Source organism: Janthinobacterium sp. LPB2021202312-11-4 (assembly GCF_037049705.1).
Taxonomy (GTDB): domain Bacteria; phylum Pseudomonadota; class Gammaproteobacteria; order Pseudomonadales; family Pseudomonadaceae; genus Aquipseudomonas.
Genome location: NZ_JBAGKV010000027.1, coordinates 24,087 through 48,795 on the forward strand (window position 1 = coordinate 24,087; position 24,709 = coordinate 48,795).

A 24,709-nucleotide genomic window follows, 5' to 3' on the forward strand; every position below is an offset into this window, starting at 1 on the left:
AATGCTGGCGTCGTGGTTTAACACTCGCTCAAAGGAATACACATGGAATGGCTGACCAACCCTGAAATCTGGGTTGCCTTCTTCACCCTGACAGCCCTGGAGATCGTCCTGGGTATCGATAACATCATCATGATTTCGATCCTGGTCAGCCGCATGCCCAAGCACATGCAACAGCGGACCCGGATATTCGGCCTGGCCCTGGCCATGGTCACGCGAATCCTGTTGCTGCTGTCGATCACCTGGGTCATGCGCCTCACCGCCGACCTGTTCGTCGTGTTCGGCCAGGGGATTTCGGGGCGTGACCTGATCCTGTTCTTCGGTGGTCTGTTCCTGCTGTGGAAGAGCTCGCAAGAGATGTACCACGCGCTGGAAGGTGAAGACGAAACCAACGAGCAGCCAGGCGGCAAGGGCGGCAACTTCCTCTACACCATCATCCAGATCGCGATCATCGACATCGTGTTCTCGCTGGACTCGGTGATCACCGCCGTCGGCATGGTCTCCCACGTACCGGTTATGGTCGCGGCGATTATCGTCGCCGTGCTGGTGATGATGTGGGCGTCGGGCACCATCAGCGAATTCATCGACAAGCACCCGTCGCTGAAAATGCTGGCGCTGTCGTTCCTGTTGATCGTCGGTACCGTGCTGATTGCCGAATCGTTCGACGTGCATGTGCCAAAAGGCTACGTCTACTTCGCCATGGCGTTCTCGCTGGCGGTCGAAGCGATCAACATCAAGATGCGCACCGCAATTGCGAAGAAGAAGAAACAGCAAGAGCCGGTGAAACTGCGCAAGGACATTCCGGGTCAATAACCCGAATGCCGTTGCCCTGCATGCCCTGTGGGAGCGGGCTTGCTCGCGAAGACGGCGTATCAGTCGACATTACTGTTGCCTGATCCGACGCTTTCGCGAGCAAGCCCGTTCCCACATTGGTTTTGCGCTGCTTTTTCTCAATCGAATCAAGCTGTTTTTATGACAGTTTTGTTTCAATCACTACTTTGGCTATGCGATGCTGGCGCCCAAGCCGTTAGCCAACTACAGCTTAAGTACAGAACGTAGAACGTCGCGCGGCACCGTCAACTTGTCCCTTTGGGACGCTACCACCACAGGGGGCCCAGCATGCTGACCCTGCTCAATTTGCTATCTGCCGTGACCTTGCTGATCTGGGGCACGCACATCGTCCGAACCGGCATCCTGCGGGTCTACGGTTCCAACTTGCGTCATGTGATTGGCCAGAACATGTCCAAGCGCGGGCTCGCGTTTGTCGCCGGCATCGTCGTGACCGCCATGGTCCAGAGCAGCAACGCCACCGCCATGCTCGTCACCTCCTTCGTCGGCCAGGGCCTGATGGCGCTGACCCCGGCCCTGGCAACCATGCTGGGGGCCGACGTCGGTACGGCGCTGATGGCGCGGGTGCTGACGTTTGACCTGTCGTGGCTGTCGCCGCTGCTGATTTTCCTCGGGGTGATTTTCTTCCTGTCGCGCAAACAGACCCGGGTGGGACAGATGGGCCGTGTGGCCATTGGCCTGGGGCTGATCATCCTCGCGCTGCAACTGATCGTCGAAGCCGCCGCCCCGATCACCCACGCCCAAGGGGTGAAGGTGATTTTCGCTTCCCTGACCGGCGACATCCTGCTCGATGCGCTGATTGGCGCGTTGTTCGCGATGATTTCCTACTCAAGCCTGGCCGCCGTGCTGCTGACCGCGACCCTGGCCGGTGCCGGCGTGATCAGCCTGCCGGTGGCCATCGGCCTGGTGATCGGCGCCAACATCGGCAGCGGTGTGCTGGCCTTCATGAGCACCAGCATGCAGAACGCCGCCGGGCGCCAAGTGGCGCTGGGCAGCCTGTTGTACAAACTGATCGGCCTGCTGCTGATCATCCCGGTGCTCGACCCGCTGGTGCACTGGATCGACAGCCTCGATTACAGCCCTCAGGAAATGGTCATCGGCTTCCACCTGCTCTACAACACCACGCGCTGCCTGATCCTGTTGCCCAGCGTCGGGCCGATGGCCAGGCTCTGCGCCTGGTTGTTGCCGGAGCGGCCGGAACTCAACGGCATGGCCAGGCCTCGCCATCTGGACCCGACCGCGCTGGTCACCCCAAGCCTGGCGCTGGCCAACGCCGCCCGGGAAACCCTGCGCATCGGCGACCTGATCGACAACATGCTCGAAGCCATGCTCGATGTGCTGCACGGCAAGCAAACCGCCGTCACCCAGGAAATGCGCCGTCTGACTGACGATGTCGAAGCGCTCTACAGCGCGATCAAGCTCTACCTGGCACAGATGCCCCGGGAAGACCTCAGCGATCAGGACAGTCGGCGCTGGGCGGAAATCATCGAACTGGCGATCAACCTCAAACTGGCCAGCGACCTGATCGAACGCATGCTGCGCAAGGTCCAGCAGCAGAAGACCTCGCAACGCCGGTCCTTTTCCGAGGTTGGTCTGGAAGAGTTGGCGGGGTTGCACCGCCAGTTGATTGCCAACCTGCGCCTGGGGCTGTCGGTGTTTCTCAGCAGCGACCCGGAAAGCGCCCGCCAGTTACTGCGGGAAAAACGTCGCTTTCGCGCACAGGAACGCCGCTTGGCCCACGCTCATGTCAGCCGTTTGCAACGTAAGATCGTGCAAAGTATCGAAACCAGTTCGCTGCACCTGGAGCTGATTGCCGACATGAAACGTCTGAATTCACTGTTTTGCAGCAGCGCCTACGCGGTATTGGAAACCTCCGACACCGGCGCGCTGGCGGCTGACGATTTGGCTGACATCACACATTCGCCTTGAACGTCTGGCAGTGTGGTCAGTCAGTACTATTGGTTCAGCCTGAAGGCCATTCGCGAGCAAGCCCGCTCCCACACTTGATTTGCGGGGTTCACAAACCAATGTGGGAGCGGGCTTGCTCGCGAAGACGGCCTGACTGACGACACGGATCTCCGATTGGTTGCCTGGAAGCTCGTTATGCGTTGTCTGTTGTTCGCCTGTCTGTTGCTCGGTTCATTCCCTTCATTTGCCCTGGATCGCTTCCAGGTTGAAGGCTATGCGTTGCCCAACGGCCTGCAATTGCTGCTCAAACCCGGCGCTGACCGTGGGCATGTGGCGATTCGTCTGGTGGTTGGCGTCGGCATCGATGACTTCAAATGCGATGACAAGGAATTGCCGCACCTGCTCGAGCATTTGCTGTTCAGCGGCATCGACGCCAGCGGTGAAGGGGGCCTGGAGGAGCGCATGCAGGCCTTGGGCGGCGAGTGGAATGCCTATACCAGTAACGCCGACACCACGTTTGTGATCGAAGCCCCGGCGAAAAATCAGCGTCAGGTTCTCGACCTGCTGCTGGCGCTGCTGACCCAGACCCGTATCGACGACAACGCCATCAACGCCGCCAAGCAAGTGGTCGAGCGCGAAGACGGCGGCCACTACTCGCACTTGCAGCGCTGGATGGACCGCCAAGACCTCGGCCACACCGCCAGCAATCAACTGGCCGTGGAACTGGGCCTCAAATGCCCCGAGCGGGCCGAAGTCGATCACCTGACCCGCGAGCAACTGGATAAGGTGCGCAAGGCCTGGTACGCCCCCAACAACATGACCCTGATTGTGGTCGGCGACCTCGACAAATTGCTGCCGGCCTATCTGGAACGGGCCTGGGGCGCACTGGAGGCGGTGGACCCCACCGAGCATTTGCCGCTGCCGGAAATCAACGCCAGCGCCGCCCATGAACGCAGCCTGATTCACGGCTTCGTCGGGGGCGGTGCCAAGTTGCACTGGCTGGTCCCGGAACCGGTGCTGGAAGATGTGCCGGATCAAACCTTCGACCTGCTCAAGGATTATCTGGACTGGGCGCTCTATCGCCAGATGCGCCTGGCCCATGGCTTGTCCTATGGCCCTTGGGCCGAGCGGGAATTGTTCGGCAGTGTCGGCTTCATGAGCCTGAACGCGGACCTTGAGCGGGAGAACATCGCCGAAGCCGAGCAAGTGCTGGAGGACATGAAGGCCGAGCTGCTCAAAAACGGCCTCGACGCCGACACCTTCGCCCGCCTCAAACAAGCCGCTATCGTCCGCCAGGCCTGGGCCGTGCAAGGCAACAGCGCGCTGGCCGATTACTACTGGAGCGCCCTGGGCGATTACGAGGACGGCCGTTTCACCGACCCGGCCAAGGAACTGCAAGGCGTGACGCTGGAAGAAGCGAACAAGGCCATGCGCGAGTTGCTGTTGCAGCCGGGGTACTTGCGGATCGAGAAGCCGTTGATCAGTGATGATCAGTTGCTGTGGGCGTTGGCTGGGGTGTTCGGGTTGATGGTGTTTGGGGTGTTGGCGTGGCGTGTTCGGCGCAAGTGATGCGGCGCTGGTTGAATGGTTAAAAGATCGCAGCCTTCGGCAGCTCCTACGGGGATACGCATCCACCTGTAGGAGCTGCCGAAGGCTGCGATCTTTTAAGGCCTCTGAGCCAAACAGATAAAGGATGACGACCCTCGCCACACCGCCCTGCCGGCGGTACCCTGTCGAGGATTTTTCCTACGAATAGTGTGAACCGCCGAATGCCGACCCTGCCCCCCTTCGTCCAGCGCATCCTCGAATTGATGAAGCGCTATCCGGGGGTCATTGCGCTCGGTGGTTTTATCTCCGGGGTCTGCAGTTTCATGCTGGTGGATCGCCAACAGGGCCTGGCGACGTGGATCACCACGATCATGCTGGTCAGTTGGGTCTGGCTGATGCTGGAAAACAGCCTCACGCAACTGTTCACTCGGGTCTTCAAGCGCGAAATTCCCCAGCCGCTGCTGCGTTACGCGACGCAGATGATCCACCAGGAAAGTCTGTTCTTCGTCCTGCCGTTCTTCTTCATCACCACCACCTGGAACAGCGGCCAACTGGTGTTTACCGGGTTGCTGGGCATTGCGGCGCTGATCTCCATCACCGACCCGCTCTACTACAAATGGCTGGCGCCTCGCCGTTGGGCATTCCTGGCGCTGCATACCCTGACGCTGTTCGCCGCATTGCTCACCGCCCTGCCCGTCATCCTGCACCTGACCACCTCCCAGAGTTTCAAACTGGCCCTGGGCATCTCGGTGTTGCTGTCGTTCCCGAGCCTGGCGTCGATCTTCCCGATCCGCACGGTGCGCAACGCCTTGGCGATTCTCAGCATCACCCTGGGCATCGGCGCCCTCGGTTGGGTGCTGCGTTCATGGGTGCCGCCGGCGACGCTGTGGATGACCGACGTGGCCATCAGCACGCAAATGCAGGACCGCACCCCTGGCGACAGCCTGGAACAAGTCAGCGCCGAGCAGATTCGCGGCGGCGGACTCTATGCCTACACCGCGATCAACGCGCCGCGTGGGCTGGATGAGCGGATTTATCACGTGTGGCAGTTCAACGGCAAAGAAGTCGACCGCATCCCGCTGGATATCCATGGCGGGCGCAAGGAAGGCTATCGGGCCTGGACCCACAAGCAGAATTTCCCCGGCAACCCGGTGGGCGATTGGCAGGTCCGGGTGTTGACCGAAGATGGCCAGGTGATCGGTGTGTTGCGCTTCGAGGTCACGGACAGCACACCGACCAAAGAAAAGTAATCCGGTTCGTGCTATTACGTACAACTGCGTACCAGCCGAACAAGCACGGAGCTTATGACCAGCAGCACATTGCCCGGCAATGCCCACCTGGACACCACCCATGTTCCTGCTCAATTGCGGGTTACGGGTGACTGGACGCTCGCCCATTACGCCGACCTCAAGCGCCTGGGCGACAAGCTTCGCGGCCAGTACGACGACGCCACCCAGATCGATCTCAACGGTCTCGGCGCCCTCGACACCGCCGGCGCGTCGCTGCTGGTGGAATTGCTCGGCTCCGAACGCCTGGGCCGCTCGGCCGAACACCCCGAATGCACCATTTCCAACGCCGATCGCGCGTTGCTGCAAACCGTTTATTGCTCGCTGACGGATTTCTGCGTCCCGCTCAAGGAACCGGAAACCGGCGTCGGCATTCAACTGCTGACTCGCATCGGCCGCGCCGTCGACGCGGTCTGGTTAGACACCCTGCAACTGCTGGGTTTCGTCGGCCTGATCCTCGAAACCATCGTCCGTGGATTGTTCCGGCCCAAGCGCTGGCGCATCACGCCGATGGTCGCGCACATCGAACAGACCGGCCTCGACGCCGCGCCCATCGTCGCCCTGCTGACCTTTCTGGTGGGGGCAGTGGTGGCGTTTCTCGGGGCGACAGTGCTGGCGAGTTTCGGCGCGAGTATTTTTACCGTGGACCTGGTGGCGTTCTCCTTCCTGCGCGAGTTCGGCGTGTTGCTGACCGCGATCCTGATGGCCGGGCGCACCGCCAGTGCGTTCACCGCGCAGATAGGCTCGATGAAGGCCAACGAAGAAATCGACGCGATCCGCACCCTGGGCCTCGATCCGATCGAGTTGCTGGTGGTCCCGCGCGTGCTGGCGCTGCTGGTGGCGCTGCCGATGCTGACCTTTCTGGCGATGCTCTCGGGGATTATTGGCGGCGGCGTGGTCTGCGCGGTGTCACTGGGGATTTCGCCGGCGATGTTCCTCTCGCTGCTGCAATCGGACATCGGTGTTCAGCATTTTCTGGTGGGGATCGTCAAAGCGCCGATCTTCGCGTTCCTGATCGGGGCCATCGGTTGCCTTGAGGGTTTCAAGGTCAGCGGCAGCGCCGAGTCCGTCGGTGCGCACACTACGTCCAGCGTGGTTCAGTCGATTTTCGTGGTGATCGTGCTCGATGCCGTGGCCGCGCTGTTTTTCATGGAGATGGGCTGGTGAGTCGACAACCGCGAGCGCCCTCCGAGGCGGTCATCGAAGTCCGTGGACTGTGCAACCGCTTCGGCAGCCAGAGCGTGCACGAGAACCTCGACCTGGATTTGTACAAAGGCGAAATTCTCGCGGTGGTCGGCGGTTCCGGCAGCGGCAAATCGGTGTTGCTGCGCAGCATCGTCGGTTTGCGCCGGCCCAGCGAAGGCGTGGTGAAAGTCTTCGGCAAGAACCTGCCGACGCTGTCGGAGCATGAGCGTTCGATGGTCGAACGGCGCTTCGGCGTGCTGTTTCAGAAAGGCGCGCTGTTCTCGTCGCTGACCGTGACCGAGAACGTCGCCCTGCCCCTGATCGAACACGCCGGCCTGAGCCGCGCCGACGCCGAGCACCTGGCGGCGGTGAAACTGGCACTGGCCGGGTTGCCGTTGTCGGCGGCGGACAAGTACCCCGCGTCGTTGTCGGGCGGCATGATCAAGCGTGCCGCGCTGGCCCGTGCCTTGGCGCTGGACCCGGACATCCTGTTTCTCGACGAACCCACCGCCGGCCTCGACCCGATTGGCGCCGCGGCTTTCGATCAACTGATCCTGACCCTGCGCGATGCCTTGGGCCTGAGCGTTTTCCTGGTGACCCACGACCTCGACACGCTCTACACCATCACCGACCGCGTGGCGGTGCTGGCGCAAAAGAAAGTGCTGGTGGCGGATGCCATCGACAAGGTTTCGGAAACCGATGATCCGTGGATTCACGAATACTTCCATGGCCCTCGCGGCCGCGCGGCGCTGACGGCCGCTCAACAGATAAACGAGGTCTGACATGGAAACCCGAGCCCATCATGTATTGATTGGCCTGTTCACCGTGATTGTGGTGGCGGGCGCCCTGCTCTTCGGTCTGTGGCTGGCCAAGTCCAGCGTCGACACCGAGTTCAAGGATTACGAAATCGTCTTCAACGAGGCGGTCAGCGGTTTGTCCAAGGGCAGTTCCGTGCAGTACAGCGGGATCAAGGTCGGCGATGTGGTGAGCCTGCGCCTGGACCCGAAAGACCCACGCCGGGTGCTGGCGCGGATTCGCCTTGGCGGTGAGACCCCGATCAAGGAAGACACCCAGGCCAAACTGGCGCTGACCGGGATCACCGGCACCTCAATCATCCAGCTCAGCGGCGGTACGCCACAAAGTCCCAAGCTCAAAGGCAAGGACGGCGACTTGCCGACGATTGTCGCGGCGCCCTCACCTATCGCGCGCTTGCTCAACGACAGCAACGACTTGATGTCCGGGGTCAACACCCTGATGCAGAACGCCAACCTGCTGTTTTCCACGGAGAACGTCGAGCGCATCAGCAAGACCCTTGAGCACCTGGAGCAAACCACCGGGACCATCGCCGACCAGCGTGGCGATATCCGTCAGGCGATGCAGCAACTGGCGTCGGTCGGCAAGCAGGCCAGCAACATGCTGGAGCAGACGTCGGCGCTGATGCGCAATGCCAATGGCCTGCTCAACGATCAGGGCAAGCAGGCGGTGGGTAGCGCCGAGCAAGCGATGAAGTCGCTGGAACAAAGCAGCGCGACCATCAACAAACTGCTGACTACCAATCAGGATTCCCTCAACAGCGGCATGCAGGGCCTCAATGGCCTGGCGCCGGCGGTGCGTGAATTGCGCGACACCCTGACGTCGTTGCGGGCGATTTCCCAGCGACTGGAAGCCAACCCCAGCGGTTACTTGCTGGGCAGCGACAAGAACAAGGAATTCACGCCATGAAGCTGACTCACCTCGCCCTCCTCGCCAGTTTTGCGTTGGTCAGCGCTTGCTCGATCCTGCCCAAGGCCGAGCCGTCCGATGTCTATCGCCTGCCCTCGGCCCAGAGCGCCGCAGCGGCCAGTCACGGCACGCCGCAGCATTGGTCGCTGCGTGTGGCCAAACCCCAGGCCAGCGAGGCGCTGAACAGCCCGAAAATCGCTGTGATCCCCCAGGGCGACCTGATCAGCAGCTACAAGGCCTCGCGCTGGAGCGATCCGGCGCCGGTGCTGCTGCGTAATCGGTTGCTGGACGGGTTTCAGCGTGATGGTCGGGTGCCGTTGCTGAGCACCGATGACAGCAATTTCCAGGCGGATCTGGAGCTCGGTGGCAGCCTGCAAGCGTTCCAGACCGAGTACCAAGGCACGGCGGCCAGCGTGGTCATACGCCTGGATGCGTTGCTGGTGCGTGGTTATGACCAGCGAATCCTTGCCAGCCACCGTTTTGAAGTGCGTCAGCCGCTGAGCGATGTGAAGGTGCCGGCGGTGGTCGTCGGGTTTGGTCAGGCCAGCGATCAGTTGACGGCGCAGGTGGTGGCTTGGGCGGTGGAGCAAGGCCAGAAGCTGGTTCCTGTTAAACCTTGAAATTGCCAAGATCGCAGCCTTCGGCAGCTCCTGCATTGGTTTGGGGTACACCTGTAGGAGCTGCCGAAGGCTGCGATCTTTTGATTCACCCAAAGAACCAGTAACAAACGAAGATCGCGCCGAGCACCCCGGCAAACTCCGCCAGCAACGCACAGCCCACGGCGTGCCGCGCTCGCTGAATCCCCACCGCACCGAAGTACACCGCCAACACATAGAACGTGGTTTCCGTACTGCCCTGCACGGTGGCCGCCACCAGTGCCGGGAAGCTGTCCACGCCGGACGTCTTCATGGTTTCGATCAGCATCGCCCGGGCGGCGCTGCCGGAGAACGGTTTGACCATTGCCGTGGGCAGCGCATCGACGAAGCGCGTGTCCCAACCGGCCCATGCCACCAGATGCCGAATCCCGTCGAGGCCAAAGTCCAGCGCGCCGGACGCCCGCAGCACGCCGACTGCACAGAGCATCGCCACCAGGTACGGCAGCAGATTCTTGGCCACGTCGAAGCCTTCCTTCGCACCTTCGACGAAGGCCTCGTAGACCTTCACTCTGCGCAACGCGCCGATGATCAGGAACAGCATGATCAGCCCGAACAGCGTCAGGTTACCGAGGATCGAGGACAGGCCGGCCAGCGCGGTCGCCGAGAGCGTCGCCAGCAGCGCCATAAAGGCGCCGAGGGCCAAGGCCCCGGGAATCAGGTACGCGAGCACCACCGGGTCCCAGATGCGCAGGCGTTGCATGAACGCCACCGACAGGAAGCCGACGATGGTCGAGCAACTGGTGGCCAGCAGGATTGGCAGGAACACCAGGGTCGGGTCCGGCGCGCCTTGCTGGGCGCGGTACATGAAGATCGTTACCGGCAGCAGGGTCAGGGACGAGGCGTTGAGCACCAGGAACAGGATTTGCGCGTTGCTGGCGATGGTGGCGCTGGGGTTGAGCCCTTGCAGCGCTTTCATGGCTTTGAGGCCGATCGGCGTGGCGGCGTTGTCCAGGCCCAGGGCATTGGCCGCGAAGTTGAGGGTGATCAGGCCGATGGCCGGGTGGCCGGGCGGGACTTCCGGCATCAGGCGCAGGAACAGCGGACCCAGGGCCTTGGCCAGCCAGTCGACGATCCCGGCCTTCTCGGCGATGCGCAGAAAGCCCAGCCACAGGGTCAGGGTGCCAAACAGCAGGACCATGACTTCGACTGAAAGCTTGGCCATGGCGAAAATGCTCTCCACCATCGCCGCGAAGATCCCGGCGTTGCCGCCGATCAGCCACTGCGCCAGCGCCGATACGGCTGCCACGATGAAGAAGCCAAGCCACAGGCCATTGAGCATCAGTTAAATCCCCCGAAGAATGCGGCGAATGATAGCGGGGTCGCCAGAAACGACAAACCCCGGATTTCTCCGGGGTTTGTTTTGAGCTGTCGGGCCATTCGCATCATGTGCGCCCTACTCCGTCCTGTAGGAGCAAAGCTTGCTCGCGATGCCGGCGCCGCGGTGTTCAGTTACACCGCGTCATCGTTCATCGCGGGCAAGCCTTGCTCCTACAGAAATCACCAGCACTCTGCCTTGTAGGAGCGAGGCTTGCCCGCGAAGGCGGTGTGTCAATCAACATAGATGTTGAATGTTGCGGCCTCTTCGCGGGCAAGCCTTGCTCCTACAGGGGGCGTGATCAGTTCTTGGAGATCTCGCCCGCCGGCAATTTTTCCTTGCTGCGCCAGTGCGGCAGGGAGTTCCAGTAGCGCTCGCCCTTGGCGTCGTCGTACATGCCTTCCCAGCGCGAGATAACCAGCACGGCCAAGGCATTACCGATCACGTTCAGTGCGGTACGGGCCATGTCCATGATGCGGTCGACACCAGCGATGAACGCCAGGCCTTCCAGCGGGATACCCACGCTGCCCAGGGTGGCCAGCAGCACCACGAAGGACACGCCCGGCACACCGGCGATGCCTTTGGAGGTGACCATCAAGGTCAGCACCAGCAGCAATTGCTGGCTGATCGACAGGTCGATGCCGTAGAGCTGGGCAATGAAGATCGCCGCGATGCTTTGGTACAGGGTCGAACCGTCGAGGTTGAACGAGTAACCGGTCGGCACCACGAAGCTGCAAATGGCTTTCGGCGCGCCGTAGGCTTCCATCTTCTCGATCACGCGCGGCAGCACGGTTTCGGAGCTGGCGGTGGAGTAAGCCAGCACCAGTTCATCCTTGAAGATGCGCATCAGCTTGATCACCGAGAAGCCGAACAGCTTGGCGATCAGGCCCAGCACCACGAAGGCGAAGAAGGCGATGGCGAAGTACACCAGCACCACCAGTTTGGCCAGCGGCAGCAGCGAGGCAAAACCGAAGTTGGCCACGGTCACCGCGATCAGGGCGAATACGCCGATCGGGGCGTAGTTCATGATCATGTGGGTGACTTTGAACATGCTCTCGGACACGCCCTGGAACATCTTCACCAGCGGCTCGCGCAGGTCCGATTGCAGACTCGACAGACCGAGACCGAACAACACGGAGAAGAAGATGATTGGCAGCATCTCGCCACGGGCCATGGCCGCGAAGATGTTCGACGGGATCAGGTTGAGGATGGTTTCGATGAACGCGTGTTCATGCTGAACCTCGGCGGCAGTGGCCTGGTACTTGGAAATATCCACGGTACCCAGGGTGCTCATGTCGATGCCGGTGCCCGGATGGACCACGTTGGCCAGCACCAGACCGACCAGAATGGCGATGGTGGTAACGATTTCGAAGTAAATGATGGTCTTCAGACCGATGCGCCCGAGTTTCTTCGCGTCGCCCACGCCGGCAATACCGACCACCAGCGAGGAAATCACGATCGGGATCACGATCATCTTGATCAGACGGATAAAGATATCGCCCGCAGGTTGCAGGACGTTACTGATCCACCAGGCTTTTTCGGCGCTGAAATGGTTGAGCAGCGCACCGATTGCTATCCCCAGTACCAGACCGATGAGGATCTGCCAGGCGAGGCTAAGCTTTGCCTTCTTCATATCATTACCCTTACTTCAGTTTGACTCGGGCAGGTGCGCGAACTGGAACGCTCAATGGCGGAAAAGTCTGTGCATCTGCCCCCGTATAAGGTGCCCCGAAGCGCGTGTTTACGGCTCTTCGGCAGGCGAAAAAAGGCGCAACTATTCCGATGCAAGGAAGCGACGTCTAATGCCGTAAACGCCTACCCTATGCCGAATCGGCATGAGATTTTTCAAATGAAACTAGCGTCCCAACCGGTTCGAATACGACATTTCGGCAGGCATAAGTGCCGTGAACCGGCCATCTCAGAGCAGATTGGGTGTTTTTTGCGCAGGTGGATTACGGTCGAAACTTCGGAAAATGCCTACGTTTCACAGTGAAATTGCTTATGCCAAAAGGAGGAAGTTTCTCGATATACGGTCATAAGGAAACACCGCGAAACGGTTTTGCGGGGAATATGCAGCAGGGGGAATTCAACGCAGTGCTCTAGATCAACGTTTTGCACGTTGAAGCTCTCCGCAAGTCCGTCGAGCCACTCGGGGCCGGCGAACTTGCGTCGCAGCTTGTACCTGACCCGGCCCTTGCGCAGGCACTCCATGTGCCCGTAGGTCACTCCGACCCTGAAACAGTCAGAACGTCCCGACCCCTTGGTCATGCGCCTGCCTTCCTCGGGTGGCGCAATGGAGAGAAGCAAGGCTGCTCCTCTCATGTGACGAACTCAGTACCAGTTTGGATCTTTCTTCAGTTGTTCCAACAACAGGTCCTGCATGCCCTGGTTCGGCTTCCCGAGGAAGCGGTAAGTGGCATGGCGTGTTGGCGATTTGTCGGCGGGCAGACCCGCAGGCACTTCAACCAGCATCGCGTAGGCATCCTTCTTGTTGAAGCTGAACGCCACGAGCAAGCGTTTGTTCAGGCACGTCTGCTGTGTTTCGCACAGTGGCCCGACCAGGTACTTGTCACCATCCTCTTGAACGGCGTTCATTTGTTCGGCGTCGCCCGTCAGGTTCATCACCCATTCCGGCAGACGCTCTTCCTTCTTGACCACTTTGGTCCAGGTTTCACGATACTGCGGGTCTGCGTTCAACAACTCGTTGGCCCGCGCCTGGCCATCATTGGCCGCCATCGCCATGGCACCACCGCCCAGAAGCAGGGCGGCTGCCAGTGTCTTCAACAAAACGCTCATGTTCAGCCTCGACCGCGACGGCCAAAGAAGAACGAAGCAACAAACATCACCAGGAACACGACAAAGAGAATCTTGGCGATACCCGTGGCGGTGCCCGCGATACCACCGAAGCCCAGTACGGCAGCGACAATGGCAATGATCAAGAATGTAATTGCCCAGCTCAACATGGTGATTCTCCTTACGTTTCTATTTAAAGGTGTGTCTGTGGGTGCTTTTCCCGGCGCAACGAGCGCGCCAAGTCTGGTTCTTTAGAACACCCAACGTTCCTGACGGGGCATCTCATCCACAGGCTGGGCCTGGCCGACGTCCATCATTCGCATCGGGGCGCTATCAGCCAGGTTGCTGCTGACGGCACTGAAGTGGGTCTGGGTGGCGTGTTGAATCGACAGGCGCGGCGCTTCTGGCTGCTGGCTCTGTTCCCAGCGGACGAATTGCTGGCCGCCGATCAAGGTGATCAAAAGGGCGAGCACGGCAAACAGGCCTTGCTGGATATGCAGTGGCGAGATGCGCAATTGGGCGGCACGTTGGCGATTCATCCTGAAACTCCTCCCACATTGGTGGTGATCTGGTTAGGGGCGTTCATTCCATAAATGTCCTGCTGTAACCAGACTATTGCAGCCTGCATGCCAGCTTTTCGTAAGAAAAATAGTTAATAAAATCAATTAGTTACGTAAGTGATGAAAATCGTTTCGGACGCATCCTGCACGATGGCGTCCTGAGGGTCGTGCGTAATGCACGATAGTTTTGTAAGAACTTTCAGATTTTTTGAATTGAGAGGAGGGCGTGGGTGTCAGAGATTCAGCAGGGGCATCGCCGAAATGCCGGGTTTTTTGCAAAAAACTAACAAAATCAGCCAATTAGCGAGAGGGTAAGCAGATAGCTACCCGGCCGAGGCTGGAATGGACCAGAATCAACCATGCAACTTGCCCGATTTTTCCGGGACTAACCCAACATCATTCTTTAAGGAGCGTAGGAAAATGGAATCAGCCACTGAGCATCAAGGCCGCATTCTGCTGGTAGACGACGAGTCCGCCATCCTGCGTACCTTCCGTTATTGCCTCGAAGACGAAGGCTATACCGTCGCCACCGCCAACAGCGCCGCCCAGGCCGATGCGCTGTTGCAGCGTCAGGTGTTTGATCTGTGCTTCCTCGATTTGCGCCTGGGTGAAGACAACGGCCTCGACGTGCTGGCGCAAATGCGCATCCAGGCACCGTGGATGCGGGTGGTGATTGTCACTGCACACTCCGCCGTGGATACCGCCGTCGATGCCATCCAGGCCGGCGCCGCCGATTATCTGGTCAAACCGTGCAGCCCGGACCAGTTGCGTCTGGCCACCGCCAAGCAACTGGAAGTGCGCCAGCTCTCGGCGCGCCTGGAGGCTCTCGAAGGCGAGATGCGCAAAACCAAGGATGGCCTCGATTCTCACAGCCCGGCCATGAAAGTGGTGCTCGAAACCGCTCGCCAAGTGGCCGGCACCGACGCCAATATCCTGATTCTCGGCGAGTCCGGGACCGGTAAAGGCGAGCTGGCCCGGGCCATTCACGGCTGGAGCAAACGTGAGAAAAAATCCTGCGTCACCATCAACTGCCCGTCCCTGACCGCTGAACTGATGGAGAGCGAACTCTTCGGTCACAGCCGTGGCGCGTTCACCGGCGCTAGCGAAAGCACTTTGGGCCGGGTCAACCAGGCCGATGGCGGTACGCTGTTTCTCGACGAGATCGGCGATTTTCCGCTGATGTTGCAGCCAAAATTGCTGCGTTTCATCCAGGACAAGGAATATGAGCGAGTCGGCGACCCGGTGACCCGTCGCGCCGATGTGCGGATTCTGGCCGCGACCAACCTCAACCTGGAGGACATGGTCCGCGACGGACGTTTCCGTGAAGACTTGCTGTATCGCCTGAACGTCATCACCTTGCATTTGCCGCCGTTGCGCGAACGCAGCGAAGACATTCTGAACCTGGCGGATCGCTTTCTCGCGCGCTTCGTCAAGGAATATGCCCGTCCGGCCCGGGGCTTCAGTGACGAAGCGCGGGAAGCTCTGCTCAGCTATCGATGGCCGGGCAACATCCGCGAGCTGCGCAACGTGGTGGAGCGGGCGAGCATCATCTGCCCACAGGAACGCGTCGAAATCAGCCACTTGGGCATGGCCGAACAACCGGTCAACAACGCGCCACGGGTGGGCGCCGCGCTGAGCCTGGATGAGCTGGAAAAGGCCCACATCGGCGCCGTGCTGGCCACCGCCGGGACCCTGGATCAGGCGGCCAAGACCCTGGGCATCGATGCATCGACCCTGTACCGCAAACGCAAGCAGTACAACCTGTGAGCGTCATCCGATGAAACTCGCGATGAAGTTGCGGACCCGGCTGTTCCTGAGTATTTCCGCGCTGATCACCGTGGCGTTGCTGGGTTTGTTGCTGGGGCTGGTCAGCGTGATGCAGATGGCCGGGACTCAAGAGGCCCTGGTGCGCAATAACTTCGCCACCCTCGATTTGGGGCTCAAGCTGAGGCAGACCCTGGGTGATCAACTGCTCATCATGCTCAGCGACAAGCATGACCCGGCCGCATTCGAAGCCTCCAAGCAGCATTATTTTCAGTTGCTTGATGAAGGCATCGCCCATGAGCAACCGGGCGATGGGGCTCAGTACGGTTTTACCCAAGCCAAGACCGATTACCTGAGTTTTCTCCAGGCCTACAGCGAGTCCCGCGACCCCACACATGTTTTGAGCGGCAATGAACCCCTCACGGAAAAATTCAACGCCTTGCGCAACGGCCTGATTTCCGAACACAAGCGTGCGCTGGACAACATTAATGAAACCCAGCGCAAGGCCCGCGACCGGGCGCTGCTGATCGCCGGCCTGCTCGGTTTAGTGGGGCTGGCGGTGCTGATCATCGGCTTCATCACCGCCCATGGGATCGCCCGGCGTTTTGGCGCGCCGATCGAGGCACTGGCCCAGGCTGCCGACCACATTGGCCAAGGCAATTTCGAAGTGACGCTGCCGATTTCCTCGGCGGAGGAAATGAACCTGCTGACCAAACGCTTCGGGATCATGGCCGAAGCCCTGCGTGAGCATCAGGCAACCAATGTCGATGAGTTACTGGCCGGCCAGCAGCGCTTGCAAGCGGTACTCGACAGCATCGACGACGGCTTGCTGATGATCGACCGCGAAGGGCATTTGGAGCACCTTAACCCGGTGGCACAGCGCCAATTGGGTTGGGACACCGATCGGCTCGGCCAGGGTTTGGGCTCGGCGCTGGAACGGCCTGAGCTGGATGAACAACTGCAACTGGTGCTGCGCGGCGGGACGCTGGAGCGGGCGCCGGAAGATTTGAGCGTCGAAGTCGACGGCGAGTCGCGGCTGCTGACGTACAGCCTGACCCCGGTCAGCCACACCCAAGGCCATATCCTCGGCGCGGTGATGGTGCTGCATGACGTCACCGAGCAGCGCGCATTCGAGCGGGTGCGCAGTGAGTTCGTGCTGCGTGCTTCCCATGAGTTGCGCACGCCGGTCACCGGGATGCACATGGCGTTCGGTCTGTTCCGCGAGCGGGCGAAGTTTCCAGAGGATTCCCGCGAAGCGGACTTGCTCGACACCGTGAACGAAGAAATGCAGCGCTTGATGCAATTGATCAACGACCTGCTGAACTTCTCCCGCTACCAGAACGGCTTGCAGAAACTCACGCTGGGGCCGTGTTCTATCGAAGACCTGTTGGAACAGGCCCACGGTCGTTTTGCCGGGACCGCCGCCGAGAAGGGCATCGAGTTGCTGGTAGAAGTGCAAGGACCGCTGCCGCGCTTGCAGGCCGATCAGGCGCAGCTGGATCGAGTGCTCGACAACCTGATCGACAATGCCTTGCGGCATACCGCCACCGGTGGGCAAATCCGCTTGCAGGCCCGGCGCCATGGCGAGCGGGTAATTATCAGCGTCGAGGACAACGGCGAAGGCATTGCCTACGGCCAGCAGGGACGGATTTTCGAACCGTTCGTGCAGGTCGGGCGCAAGAAGGGTGGCGCCGGATTGGGTTTGGCGTTGTGCAAGGAAATCGTGCAATTGCACGGCGGGCGGATGGGGGTTTATTCGCGGCCGGGGCAGGGCACCCAGTTCTACATGGCGTTGGCGGTTTAGGCGCGGTTACGCTTCGTCATCCAGTCGGCGGCCGGCCAATCGTCGGCCTCGGGTAATCAGTTCGATGAACTGCACGGCGCTCAACGCGTGGGCGAACAGCCAGCCCTGCCCGAACTTCACCCCTTCGCTGCTCAGGAACGCCGCTTGGGATTCGTGCTCGATGCCTTCGGCGATCACCTTCAGTTGCAGGGCCTGGGCCATGTGAATGATGTGCGGGGCGACACCGCTGCTGGCGGCGTCATGGCCCAGGGCGTCGATAAAAGCCTTGTCGATTTTCAGGCAATCCACCGGCAGGGTTTGCAGGTAGGCCAGGCTGCAATAGCCGGTGCCGAAGTCGTCGATCAGCACCTGATGCCCGACATCACGCAAGGCTTGCAGGTTTTCCCGGGCCACCACCACGTCAATCAACCCGCGTTCAGTCACCTCGAAGGCAATTTGTTTGGCCGCGACCCGGTGCAAGGTCAGCAGGCGTGCCATCACTTGGCCGATCCGCGGCACCATCACATCGCAGGCCGCCAGGTTGACCGAGATGTACAACTGCGGGTTGGCGCGAAGCAGTTGCCCCAACTGTTCAAGCAAACGTTGCAGAACGAAGTCAGTCATCTGGCGGATCTGCCCGGTGTTTTCCGCCATGGGGATAAACAGGTCGGGGCTGGTCAGCGTGCCGTCCGGTCGTCGCCAGCGCAGCAGGGCTTCGGCGCCCACGCAGTTGCGGCTGTCGAGGTCGAAGATCGGCTGATACAAGACTTGCAGTTCGCCACGGCGTATCGCGCCATGCAGTTCGGCGTCCAGGGACTGGCGCTGGCGCACCAGCAGAAACACCAGGAAACCGACGATCGTCCCCAGCGCCAGACTCGCCGGCAGCAGCCACCACCAGACCGCCGGCACATGCATGCCGGTGCGCGGGGTGATGAGGACCAATTGGTATTCCGGATTGTTGGTGGGCATGCGGTAGATCAAACGGCTTTGCGTCACCTGCAGCGCGTCGCGGCTTTTCGGTGGCCAAGGCTCGGTGGGTGGCCAGACCTGCTCGGCGCCCAGCACCGGAATCGCCCGTTTGCCGTGGTCGAGCACCACCAGCAGGCTGCTGCCGGGCGAGAGGTCGACCATGTCGGTCAGATGCCCGCGAGAAGTTGCGACCCTGAAATTGCCACGCCCCAGCATCAGTGCGGCGCGGTTTTCATCGGGTTCGGTGGTGGTGTTCAGCCAATAGCTGTAGGTGGGGCCTCGGATGTCCGGTGGGCGGATCACCGACAGTCCTTCCTGGCGGGGGCGGTTGGAGCAGATCCGCGAAGCGTCCATGTAAGCCGCTTCGTAGACAAAGCGGTAGCTGAAGCTGATCTGCTGCAACGTGGCGATCATTTCGTCGTCGCAACTGCGCAGCGGCTGGGCTTCCAGATCGTCGAGGCTTTCGCGCAATTGCCCGAACAGCTGTTCCAGGCGAGCCAGAAAGCGCTCGCCCTGGGCGTTCATTTCCTGGCTTTCATCCTGCTCGACCTGGTGCATGGCCATAAACAGGCTGCCGGCCATCAACAGCGTCGCACTGAAGACAGCAGCCAGCATCGCCAAAAACCAAGGGCGATAGAACCAGCTACGCAACCTCTCTCGAGCCGCTGCCATTTTGGAACATCCGAAGAATTACCAATGAGTTATAGCTGCTGATGGAGAAAACGCGCTGACCGTCGGGCGGGCGTCATTATTTTGTCTGATTAAGCACCAGCAGCAGTGCCGCAGTTTGCGCGTCCGGGGTGCCGTCGAAACGGGCAGGGCGGTAATGCATCTGGAAGGCCGCCAGCACATGGCGTGTTGCAACATCCAGTTCGCCGGTCTGCGGCGTTGCGTAACCCAGGCGCGCGAGCTCTTCCTGGAACCAGCCGATGCTCGGCAGTTCTGCCTCGAACTGTGCCTGGCGGCTTGCCACGGCTTGCTCGTTGGGCCAGATGCCGAGGCCTTCGGCGGCCAGGCGTTTCCAGGGGAACAGCGGCCCCGGATCGAGTTTGCGCAGGGGCGCGATGTCGCTGTGGCCGATGATGTGCCGGGGGCTGATGCCGTTACGTTTGCTGATGTCCTTGAGCAGGACGATCAAGGCCTGGACCTGGGCTTCGCTGTAGGGATACCAAATGCGGCCGGTTGGCGTGTCGCGGAAGCCTGGATTGACGATCTCGATGCCAATGGAGCTTGAGTTCAGCCATGTCCGGCCCTGCCATTCACTTTCCCCGGCGTGCCAGGCGCGCAGGTTTTCATCGACCAGTTTGTAAATGGTCGCGTCCTTGTCATCACCGATCAGGTAGTGGGCGCTGACTTCGCCGTGGGTCAACAACTGCAGCGAACGCTCCAGGGAGGCGTTGGTGTAGTGCACCACGACAAACTGCACGCGGCTGTCGAAGTTGGCGGAAGGGTGGCTGGCGTCATAGCGAGGGCCGCTGGCACAACCGGCCAGCAGTAGGAGCGACACAACGAAGGCAAAATATTTCATGGCGGAAGGCATTACGCGAAAGACGATAATGCAACAGTGTAACGTAATGCCTTGAGCGGCGACGGCAAAAGGACGACGTTAAACAAAATGGAACAATTAAGCCTCAGCCCAATTCCACCCGATTGCGTCCGGCGTTTTTGGCGCGGTACAGCGCCTGATCGGCTCTTTTAAGCACCATATCGCTATGTTCACCGGGTCTGAACGCTGCTAACCCCATGGAAATCGTCACCGTCACCCGTTCACCTTTGAAGTGAAAAGGGCAGGCTTCAATCGACGCGCGCAGGGTTTCCAGCAATTTTGCCCCGACCGCCGGTACGGTAGCGGGCATCAACAGCACGAACTCTTCGCCGCCAAACCGCGCGATGAAATCCGAGCCGCGCAGGCGTTTGCGCAACACGCTGGCGATGATTTTCAGCACTTTGTCGCCGGCCAGGTGCCCGTAGTTGTCGTTGATGCGTTTGAAGTGATCGAGATCGAGCATGGCCAGCATCAAGGTGTTGCCGTGCTGCTGCCATTCGCCGATTTCGTGCTCCAGCCGTTCACTCCACGCGGCGCGGTTGGGCAGGCCGGTCAGCGGGTCGATCAGGGCTTTCTGGCGCTGTTCTTCAAGGTGTTCGCGGAAGCCGAGGGCTTCCTGTTCCATGTGCGCGACCCGTTCGGCCAGGCTTTGCAGTCGCGCCGCGACTTCCTGCTCACGTTCGTCGCGCTGTTTCTGATGCTGGTCCATGGTGCCCAGCAGGCCTTCCAGGTGGTTTTCCAGCACGCTCTTGAGGTCATCCAGATCGGCTGCGTCCTGCATGCTGGTTTGCAAGCCATCGACCTGCTCGCGGATTTGCGTGTCCATCTCGCGCGCCGCCGAGCGGTTATCGGCGTGGCCGGCACTGGCGGCTTGCAGGTTGCTCTGGAATGACTCGAGGCGTTCATTCAGTTGTTGCAGGTAGGTTTCAAATTCGTGTTGACCGCTGTCGGTGATGGCCAGCATCAACGTGGCCAGATCGTCGAGGATCGGCAGCAATTCATACCAGTTCAGGCCATTTTTCAGGCGCTCGCGCATGGCCTCGGCTTGTGGGCGATGGCGTTCCGGCAGTGTCAGGTCATCAAGCAGGCCCAGCAGCGTGTCTTCTATGTGCTTGGCCACGGAGCTGTAGGACGGCTCCGGAGAATCCGGCAAGGCGTAGAGGATGTCGTGCTCGGGGTGTTCCGGGTCAATCGCCGCCAGTGCCTGGGCCATGGCCGACGGCAGGGGCAGGCTGTCGAGGAAGACCGGGATATCGGGCTGCGGCGTCGGGGTCAGTTCGTCAGGGTTGCTGAGCGGTTGCGCTTGAATCACGGGTGCCGGGATCATTGGTTCGGCACCAGGCTGCGGCTCTGATGCTTGAGCGGGCGTGGCTTGAGGTGGCAGAACAGGCGGAACAAACGCCACCACCTCGGGAGCCGCTGATACCTGGGGCGCCACCGGCTCGGCGGCAGCAGTGATGACTTCGGCTGCCGGCACCACCGTTTGGGGTGCGCTGGGGGCTGGCGCGGTATCGGTTTCTGTCTGGGCAACCTCGGCGGGCGGCGCCGATACCGGCTCGGCCGATTGTGGGGTCAGTGGTTGCACCGAGGGGGCGGCGACCGCTGGCGCTGACTCTTCCGCATCGCGACTGCCGAACAGCCGTTGCAGCAACCCCGGACGGCCAGGTTCGGCAGGGTTTTCCAGCAAAGTCAGGGCTTTGCCCTGCAAGCCGCTCAACTCACTGAGCAACAATGGAATCTCACGGGCCTGGCCCACGCGACCGTCCAGTTGTTTGGCGAAGGCCTTGAGCGGTCGGCTGACTTCCCTGGGCAGTGGCAATGCCTGGAGCTGTGAGACCAGTGCGTTCAGTGCCGCGCCCACCTGATCAACCCGGGTTTCGCGGCGCTGCTCGGAATCAAGCACGGCTTTTTCCAGGCGTGGCAGCAATGCCGCAAGGCCGGCGTCCATGTCGTCGGTGCGCACGACTTCGCGCATTTCCTTCATGCACAGGTCAACAGCCCGGTCGGTGCCCTCGGCCGCCAGGGTGCTGCGTACCAGCCCGCGACGCAGCAAGTCGAGCCGGGCATCCCAGCGCCGCTCGAGCTTTTCCTGTTGTTCGATGCTTTTGAGGTATTTCTCTTTCCAGCGCTGTGCGTCGTCGCTCATTCATGGGTTCCGCGAGGGGCAGGACTCAACGCGGGCAATGCATCGGCCGTGAGCGAACCCGGCAGACGAATCTCTACCGCGACCGGCAGGTGATCGGAAATCGGTTGTGCCAGCACTTCGACCTTTTCGAGGGTCAGGGTCGGGCTGAGCAGAATATGGTCCAGGCAGCGCTGGGGGCGCCAACTGGGGAACGTCGCTTCCAGTTGCGGGGCCAACAGGCCTAGATCGCGCAGCGGGGAGTTTTGCAGCAAATCGCTGGCGTGGGTGTTCATGTCGCCCATCAGCACCTGGTGCTTGTAGCCGCCGATCAGCTCGCGGATATAGGCCAGTTGCAGGCTGCGCACCCGAGCGCCAAGGGCCAGGTGCATCATCACGACCACCAACGCCTCCGGACCTTCGCCGAAGCGCACCAGGATGGCGCCGCGACCCTTGGGGCCCGGCAGCGGATGGTCTTCAATCGCCCATGGGCGCAGGCGGCTGAGCACGCCATTGCTGTGCTGGCCGAGGCGACCGAGGTTGCGATTGAGTTGTTGATACCAGTAAGGAAAGGCCCCGAGCTGGGCCAGGTGTTCGACTTGGTTGACGTAGCCTGAGCGCAGGCTGCCGCCATCGGCTTCCTGCAAGGCGACCAGATCGAAGTCGCCCAGCAGGTTGCCGATTTTTTGCAGATTGTCGGCACGCCCGGTGTGCGGCAACAAATGTTGCCAGCCCCGGGTCAGGTAGTGCCGATAGCGCTCGGTACTGATGCCGACCTGGATATTGAAGCTGAGCAAACGCAGACGACTGTCCGCGGGCAAGCCCGTCGATTCCAGGTGATGCGTGTTGACCTGCGGTTCATGCAGGCCAACGACGCGTTCAGTACCCCAGCGGCGCATGGCAGGGGCCGCGCTTAGTTGGCAGCAGCCTTGTTCGCCGCTCGCTCTTGATCGACCAGTTTGTCGGCCAGTTGCAAGGCTTGCTCGGCACCGCCGGCGGAGCCCACGTCAAAGCGATACTTGCCGTTGACGATCATGGTTGGAACGCCAGAAATCTCGTATTTCTTGGCCAGTTCGCGAGCCTGGACGATTTTGCCTTTGATGGCGAAGGAGTCAAAAGTGGCCAGGAACTTGTCCTTGTCGACACCCTGAGTCGCCAGGAAATCGGCCATCTCGTTCTTGTCGACCAGCTTCTTGTGTTCTTTCTGGATGGCGTTGAATACCGCCGCGTGAACCTTGCTTTCGACGCCCATTGCTTCGAGGGTCAGGAACATTTGGCCGTGTGCATCCCAAGGGCCGCCAAACATGGCAGGGATACGGACGAAATTCACGTCGGATGGCAGTTTCTCAACCCAGGGATTGATCACAGGCTCGAATGCGTAGCAGTGCGGGCAGCCATACCAGAACAATTCCACCACTTCGATCTTGCCAGGCACGGCAACCGGAACCGGTTTGCTCAGTTCGACGTAAGGTGCTGCGGGGGCTTCGGCGGCCTGGGCGGACATGCCAAACAGGCTGGCAGCGACGAGTGCGGCGCTGATGATCAGATTACGCATGCTTTACTCCTGGACAAATTGGGCGCGCCTCGCGCGACCTGTTTTCAGACAGGTCTTGGCGGGCATCAGTTCTGTAGTGTAACGGCAGCGGCCACAAAAAAGGGCGGCCTAAGCCACCCTTTTTATGCTTGCATCGACGGATTAATCGAGCGTTAACGTTGCAGGGGATGTCCATCCCGCGCAACGCCCGATCCGCCGGCCTTAGTGCAGGCCTTGAATGTAGCTGGACACCGCGGCGATATCTTCGTCGCTCAGCCTTTTTGCGATGGTTTGCATGGTTTTGGTGTCGCCATCGTTGGTGCGGCCGCCTTCTTCCTTGCGGAATTCGGTCAGTTGCTTGGCAACGTATTGAGCGTGCTGGCCGCCCAGGTGCGGGAAGCCGGCGGCGGCATTGCCTGCGCCATTTGGCGAGTGGCAACCGGTGCAGGCTGGAAGGCCCTTGGCCAGGTCGCCACCACGGAACAGCGCTTCACCGCGAGCCACGACTTTCGGGTCGGCGGCGCCGACGCTGCCTTTCTGGCTGGAGAAGTAAGCGGCAATATCGGCCAGGTCCTGATCGCTCAGGTTGGTCAGCAGGCCGGTCATTTCCAGTACCGTGCGCTTGCCGGATTTGATGTCGTGCAACTGCTTGTTCAGATACCGCTCGCCCTGACCTGCCAGTTTCGGAAAGTTTGGCGCCATGCTGTTGCCATCCGGGCCATGACAGGCGCCACACACTGCGGCTTTCGCCTGGCCAGCGGTTGCATCACCTGCAGCATGGGCAATGCCGGAGATCCCCACGGTTAACAGCAGACTCACGATCAATTTGTTCATCAGCTAATCCAACTACGGCTAAGGGTTAAAGAGTTATGGGCCGGGTTTACTCGCTCATCCAATGGATGATGGCTTGGTAATCCTCGGCACTGCAGTCCATGCACAAACCACGCGGCGGCATCGCCTTGAAACCCTGGGTCACGTGTTGCACCAGCGTCTCCATACCTTTCGCCAACCTCGGCGTCCAAGCTTCCCGATCGCCCTTTTGAGGCGCCATGGGGAGTTGGCCGGAATGACAGGCACCACAAACACGGTTGTACACAGCTTCCGGATCCTGTGTAGCCTGAGCGCTGTAAAGCGGCATCAAGACACCGGCAGCTAGCAGCCATTTCGTCATA

At 60.7% G+C, this 24,709-nt stretch carries 22 protein-coding genes; 10 read left to right on the forward strand and 12 right to left on the reverse strand.

All coding sequences use genetic code 11. The features are described 5' to 3' along the window. The first annotated feature begins 42 nt into the window (after positions 1-42). From V5E99_RS24070 to V5E99_RS24105, 8 genes are all read left to right on the forward strand, one after another. Complete coding sequence (locus V5E99_RS24070; RefSeq protein ID WP_499804730.1) at positions 43-810, forward strand: TerC family protein; 768 nt, start codon at positions 43-45, stop codon at positions 808-810. Positions 811-1,116: 306 nt separating this feature from the next. Next, complete coding sequence (locus V5E99_RS24075) at positions 1,117-2,775, forward strand: Na/Pi cotransporter family protein (protein WP_499804731.1); 1,659 nt, start codon at positions 1,117-1,119, stop codon at positions 2,773-2,775. Positions 2,776-2,949: 174 nt separating this feature from the next. Then, entirely contained in the window at positions 2,950-4,323 is a 1,374-nt protein-coding gene (locus tag V5E99_RS24080; RefSeq protein ID WP_499804732.1) for a M16 family metallopeptidase, read from the forward strand. Positions 4,324-4,523: 200 nt separating this feature from the next. Beyond that, the gene (locus tag V5E99_RS24085) at positions 4,524-5,552 is read left to right on the forward strand and encodes a DUF5924 family protein (RefSeq protein WP_499804733.1); all 1,029 of its coding nucleotides are present in this window, start codon (positions 4,524-4,526) and stop codon (positions 5,550-5,552) included. Positions 5,553-5,606: 54 nt separating this feature from the next. Beyond that, the gene (locus V5E99_RS24090; RefSeq protein WP_499804734.1) at positions 5,607-6,755 is read left to right on the forward strand and encodes an ABC transporter permease; all 1,149 of its coding nucleotides are present in this window, start codon (positions 5,607-5,609) and stop codon (positions 6,753-6,755) included. Continuing rightward, entirely contained in the window at positions 6,752-7,555 is an 804-nt protein-coding gene (locus V5E99_RS24095) for an ABC transporter ATP-binding protein (protein ID WP_499804735.1), read from the forward strand. The genes V5E99_RS24090 and V5E99_RS24095 overlap by 4 nt, the downstream gene beginning before the upstream one ends. 1 nt (position 7,556) lies before the next feature. Beyond that, positions 7,557-8,495, forward strand: a complete 939-nt coding sequence (locus tag V5E99_RS24100) for an MlaD family protein (protein WP_499804736.1) — start codon at positions 7,557-7,559, stop codon at positions 8,493-8,495. Next, complete coding sequence (locus V5E99_RS24105; RefSeq protein WP_499804737.1) at positions 8,492-9,115, forward strand: ABC-type transport auxiliary lipoprotein family protein; 624 nt, start codon at positions 8,492-8,494, stop codon at positions 9,113-9,115. Before V5E99_RS24100 ends, V5E99_RS24105 begins: the two co-directional genes overlap by 4 nt. A gap of 85 nt (positions 9,116-9,200) precedes the next feature. Here the strand turns inward: V5E99_RS24105 and V5E99_RS24110 are convergent, their stop codons facing one another. From V5E99_RS24110 to V5E99_RS24130, 5 genes are all read right to left on the reverse strand, one after another. Further along, positions 9,201-10,430, reverse strand: a complete 1,230-nt coding sequence (locus V5E99_RS24110) for a nucleoside recognition domain-containing protein (protein ID WP_499804738.1) — start codon at positions 10,428-10,430, stop codon at positions 9,201-9,203. Between the two features lie 337 nt (positions 10,431-10,767). Next, the gene (gltP, locus tag V5E99_RS24115) at positions 10,768-12,099 is read right to left on the reverse strand and encodes a glutamate/aspartate:proton symporter GltP (RefSeq protein WP_499804739.1); all 1,332 of its coding nucleotides are present in this window, start codon (positions 12,097-12,099) and stop codon (positions 10,768-10,770) included. Positions 12,100-12,797: 698 nt separating this feature from the next. Further along, complete coding sequence (locus V5E99_RS24120) at positions 12,798-13,262, reverse strand: inhibitor of vertebrate lysozyme family protein (protein WP_499804740.1); 465 nt, start codon at positions 13,260-13,262, stop codon at positions 12,798-12,800. A gap of 2 nt (positions 13,263-13,264) precedes the next feature. Further along, positions 13,265-13,429 (reverse strand): DUF1328 domain-containing protein, encoded by a 165-nt coding sequence (locus V5E99_RS24125; protein WP_007989444.1) that lies wholly within the window; start codon positions 13,427-13,429, stop codon positions 13,265-13,267. 81 nt (positions 13,430-13,510) lie between these two features. After that, on the reverse strand, positions 13,511-13,798 hold the full coding sequence (locus V5E99_RS24130; RefSeq protein ID WP_499804741.1) for a hypothetical protein: 288 nt from the start codon (positions 13,796-13,798) through the stop codon (positions 13,511-13,513). A 441-nt stretch (positions 13,799-14,239) separates the two neighbouring features. On the opposite strand from V5E99_RS24130, the gene algB reads away from it, so the two are divergent. Then, positions 14,240-15,586: a sigma-54-dependent response regulator transcription factor AlgB gene (algB, locus tag V5E99_RS24135; protein WP_499804742.1), complete on the forward strand. Its 1,347-nt coding sequence runs from the start codon at positions 14,240-14,242 to the stop codon at positions 15,584-15,586. Positions 15,587-15,608: 22 nt separating this feature from the next. Continuing rightward, complete coding sequence (locus tag V5E99_RS24140; protein WP_499804743.1) at positions 15,609-17,387, forward strand: KinB sensor domain-containing domain; 1,779 nt, start codon at positions 15,609-15,611, stop codon at positions 17,385-17,387. 6 nt (positions 17,388-17,393) lie between these two features. Here the strand turns inward: V5E99_RS24140 and V5E99_RS24145 are convergent, their stop codons facing one another. From V5E99_RS24145 to V5E99_RS24175, 7 genes are all read right to left on the reverse strand, one after another. After that, positions 17,394-18,950 (reverse strand): EAL domain-containing protein, encoded by a 1,557-nt coding sequence (locus V5E99_RS24145; RefSeq protein WP_499804744.1) that lies wholly within the window; start codon positions 18,948-18,950, stop codon positions 17,394-17,396. Positions 18,951-19,083: 133 nt separating this feature from the next. Continuing rightward, positions 19,084-19,863 (reverse strand): N-acetylmuramoyl-L-alanine amidase, encoded by a 780-nt coding sequence (locus V5E99_RS24150; protein WP_499804745.1) that lies wholly within the window; start codon positions 19,861-19,863, stop codon positions 19,084-19,086. A 103-nt stretch (positions 19,864-19,966) separates the two neighbouring features. After that, positions 19,967-22,027 carry a diguanylate cyclase gene (locus tag V5E99_RS24155; RefSeq protein WP_499804746.1) on the reverse strand — a complete coding sequence of 687 codons (2,061 nt, stop codon included), beginning with the start codon at positions 22,025-22,027 and terminating at the stop codon, positions 19,967-19,969. Further along, positions 22,024-22,902, reverse strand: a complete 879-nt coding sequence (locus V5E99_RS24160; RefSeq protein ID WP_499804747.1) for an endonuclease/exonuclease/phosphatase family protein — start codon at positions 22,900-22,902, stop codon at positions 22,024-22,026. Before V5E99_RS24160 ends, V5E99_RS24155 begins: the two co-directional genes overlap by 4 nt. Before the next feature lie 14 nt (positions 22,903-22,916). Further along, positions 22,917-23,558 (reverse strand): thiol:disulfide interchange protein DsbA/DsbL, encoded by a 642-nt coding sequence (locus tag V5E99_RS24165; protein ID WP_499804748.1) that lies wholly within the window; start codon positions 23,556-23,558, stop codon positions 22,917-22,919. Between the two features lie 201 nt (positions 23,559-23,759). Then, the gene (locus tag V5E99_RS24170) at positions 23,760-24,371 is read right to left on the reverse strand and encodes a c-type cytochrome (RefSeq protein WP_499804749.1); all 612 of its coding nucleotides are present in this window, start codon (positions 24,369-24,371) and stop codon (positions 23,760-23,762) included. A 46-nt stretch (positions 24,372-24,417) separates the two neighbouring features. Further along, on the reverse strand, positions 24,418-24,708 hold the full coding sequence (locus tag V5E99_RS24175) for a c-type cytochrome (RefSeq protein WP_499804750.1): 291 nt from the start codon (positions 24,706-24,708) through the stop codon (positions 24,418-24,420). Position 24,709: the final 1 nt, after the last annotated feature.

Excerpts from the sequence above, each read along its gene's own strand:
- V5E99_RS24070 (WP_499804730.1), top strand. The coding sequence starts at position 43 with ATGGAATGGCTGACCAACCCTGAAATCTGGGTTGCCTTCTTCACCCTG.
- V5E99_RS24075 (WP_499804731.1), top strand. The coding sequence starts at position 1,117 with ATGCTGACCCTGCTCAATTTGCTATCTGCCGTGACCTTGCTGATCTGG.
- V5E99_RS24080 (WP_499804732.1), top strand. The coding sequence starts at position 2,950 with ATGCGTTGTCTGTTGTTCGCCTGTCTGTTGCTCGGTTCATTCCCTTCA.
- V5E99_RS24085 (WP_499804733.1), top strand. The coding sequence starts at position 4,524 with ATGCCGACCCTGCCCCCCTTCGTCCAGCGCATCCTCGAATTGATGAAG.
- V5E99_RS24090 (WP_499804734.1), top strand. The coding sequence starts at position 5,607 with ATGACCAGCAGCACATTGCCCGGCAATGCCCACCTGGACACCACCCAT.
- V5E99_RS24100 (WP_499804736.1), top strand. The coding sequence starts at position 7,557 with ATGGAAACCCGAGCCCATCATGTATTGATTGGCCTGTTCACCGTGATT.
- V5E99_RS24105 (WP_499804737.1), top strand. The coding sequence starts at position 8,492 with ATGAAGCTGACTCACCTCGCCCTCCTCGCCAGTTTTGCGTTGGTCAGC.
- V5E99_RS24110 (WP_499804738.1), bottom strand. The coding sequence starts at position 10,430 with ATGCTCAATGGCCTGTGGCTTGGCTTCTTCATCGTGGCAGCCGTATCG.
- gltP (WP_499804739.1), bottom strand. The coding sequence starts at position 12,099 with ATGAAGAAGGCAAAGCTTAGCCTCGCCTGGCAGATCCTCATCGGTCTG.
- V5E99_RS24120 (WP_499804740.1), bottom strand. The coding sequence starts at position 13,262 with ATGAGCGTTTTGTTGAAGACACTGGCAGCCGCCCTGCTTCTGGGCGGT.
- V5E99_RS24125 (WP_007989444.1), bottom strand. The coding sequence starts at position 13,429 with ATGTTGAGCTGGGCAATTACATTCTTGATCATTGCCATTGTCGCTGCC.
- V5E99_RS24130 (WP_499804741.1), bottom strand. The coding sequence starts at position 13,798 with ATGAATCGCCAACGTGCCGCCCAATTGCGCATCTCGCCACTGCATATC.
- algB (WP_499804742.1), top strand. The coding sequence starts at position 14,240 with ATGGAATCAGCCACTGAGCATCAAGGCCGCATTCTGCTGGTAGACGAC.
- V5E99_RS24140 (WP_499804743.1), top strand. The coding sequence starts at position 15,609 with ATGAAGTTGCGGACCCGGCTGTTCCTGAGTATTTCCGCGCTGATCACC.
- V5E99_RS24145 (WP_499804744.1), bottom strand. The coding sequence starts at position 18,950 with ATGCTGGCTGCTGTCTTCAGTGCGACGCTGTTGATGGCCGGCAGCCTG.
- V5E99_RS24150 (WP_499804745.1), bottom strand. The coding sequence starts at position 19,863 with ATGAAATATTTTGCCTTCGTTGTGTCGCTCCTACTGCTGGCCGGTTGT.
- V5E99_RS24155 (WP_499804746.1), bottom strand. The coding sequence starts at position 22,027 with ATGAGCGACGACGCACAGCGCTGGAAAGAGAAATACCTCAAAAGCATC.
- V5E99_RS24160 (WP_499804747.1), bottom strand. The coding sequence starts at position 22,902 with ATGCGCCGCTGGGGTACTGAACGCGTCGTTGGCCTGCATGAACCGCAG.
- V5E99_RS24165 (WP_499804748.1), bottom strand. The coding sequence starts at position 23,558 with ATGCGTAATCTGATCATCAGCGCCGCACTCGTCGCTGCCAGCCTGTTT.
- V5E99_RS24170 (WP_499804749.1), bottom strand. The coding sequence starts at position 24,371 with ATGAACAAATTGATCGTGAGTCTGCTGTTAACCGTGGGGATCTCCGGC.
- V5E99_RS24175 (WP_499804750.1), bottom strand. The coding sequence starts at position 24,708 with ATGACGAAATGGCTGCTAGCTGCCGGTGTCTTGATGCCGCTTTACAGC.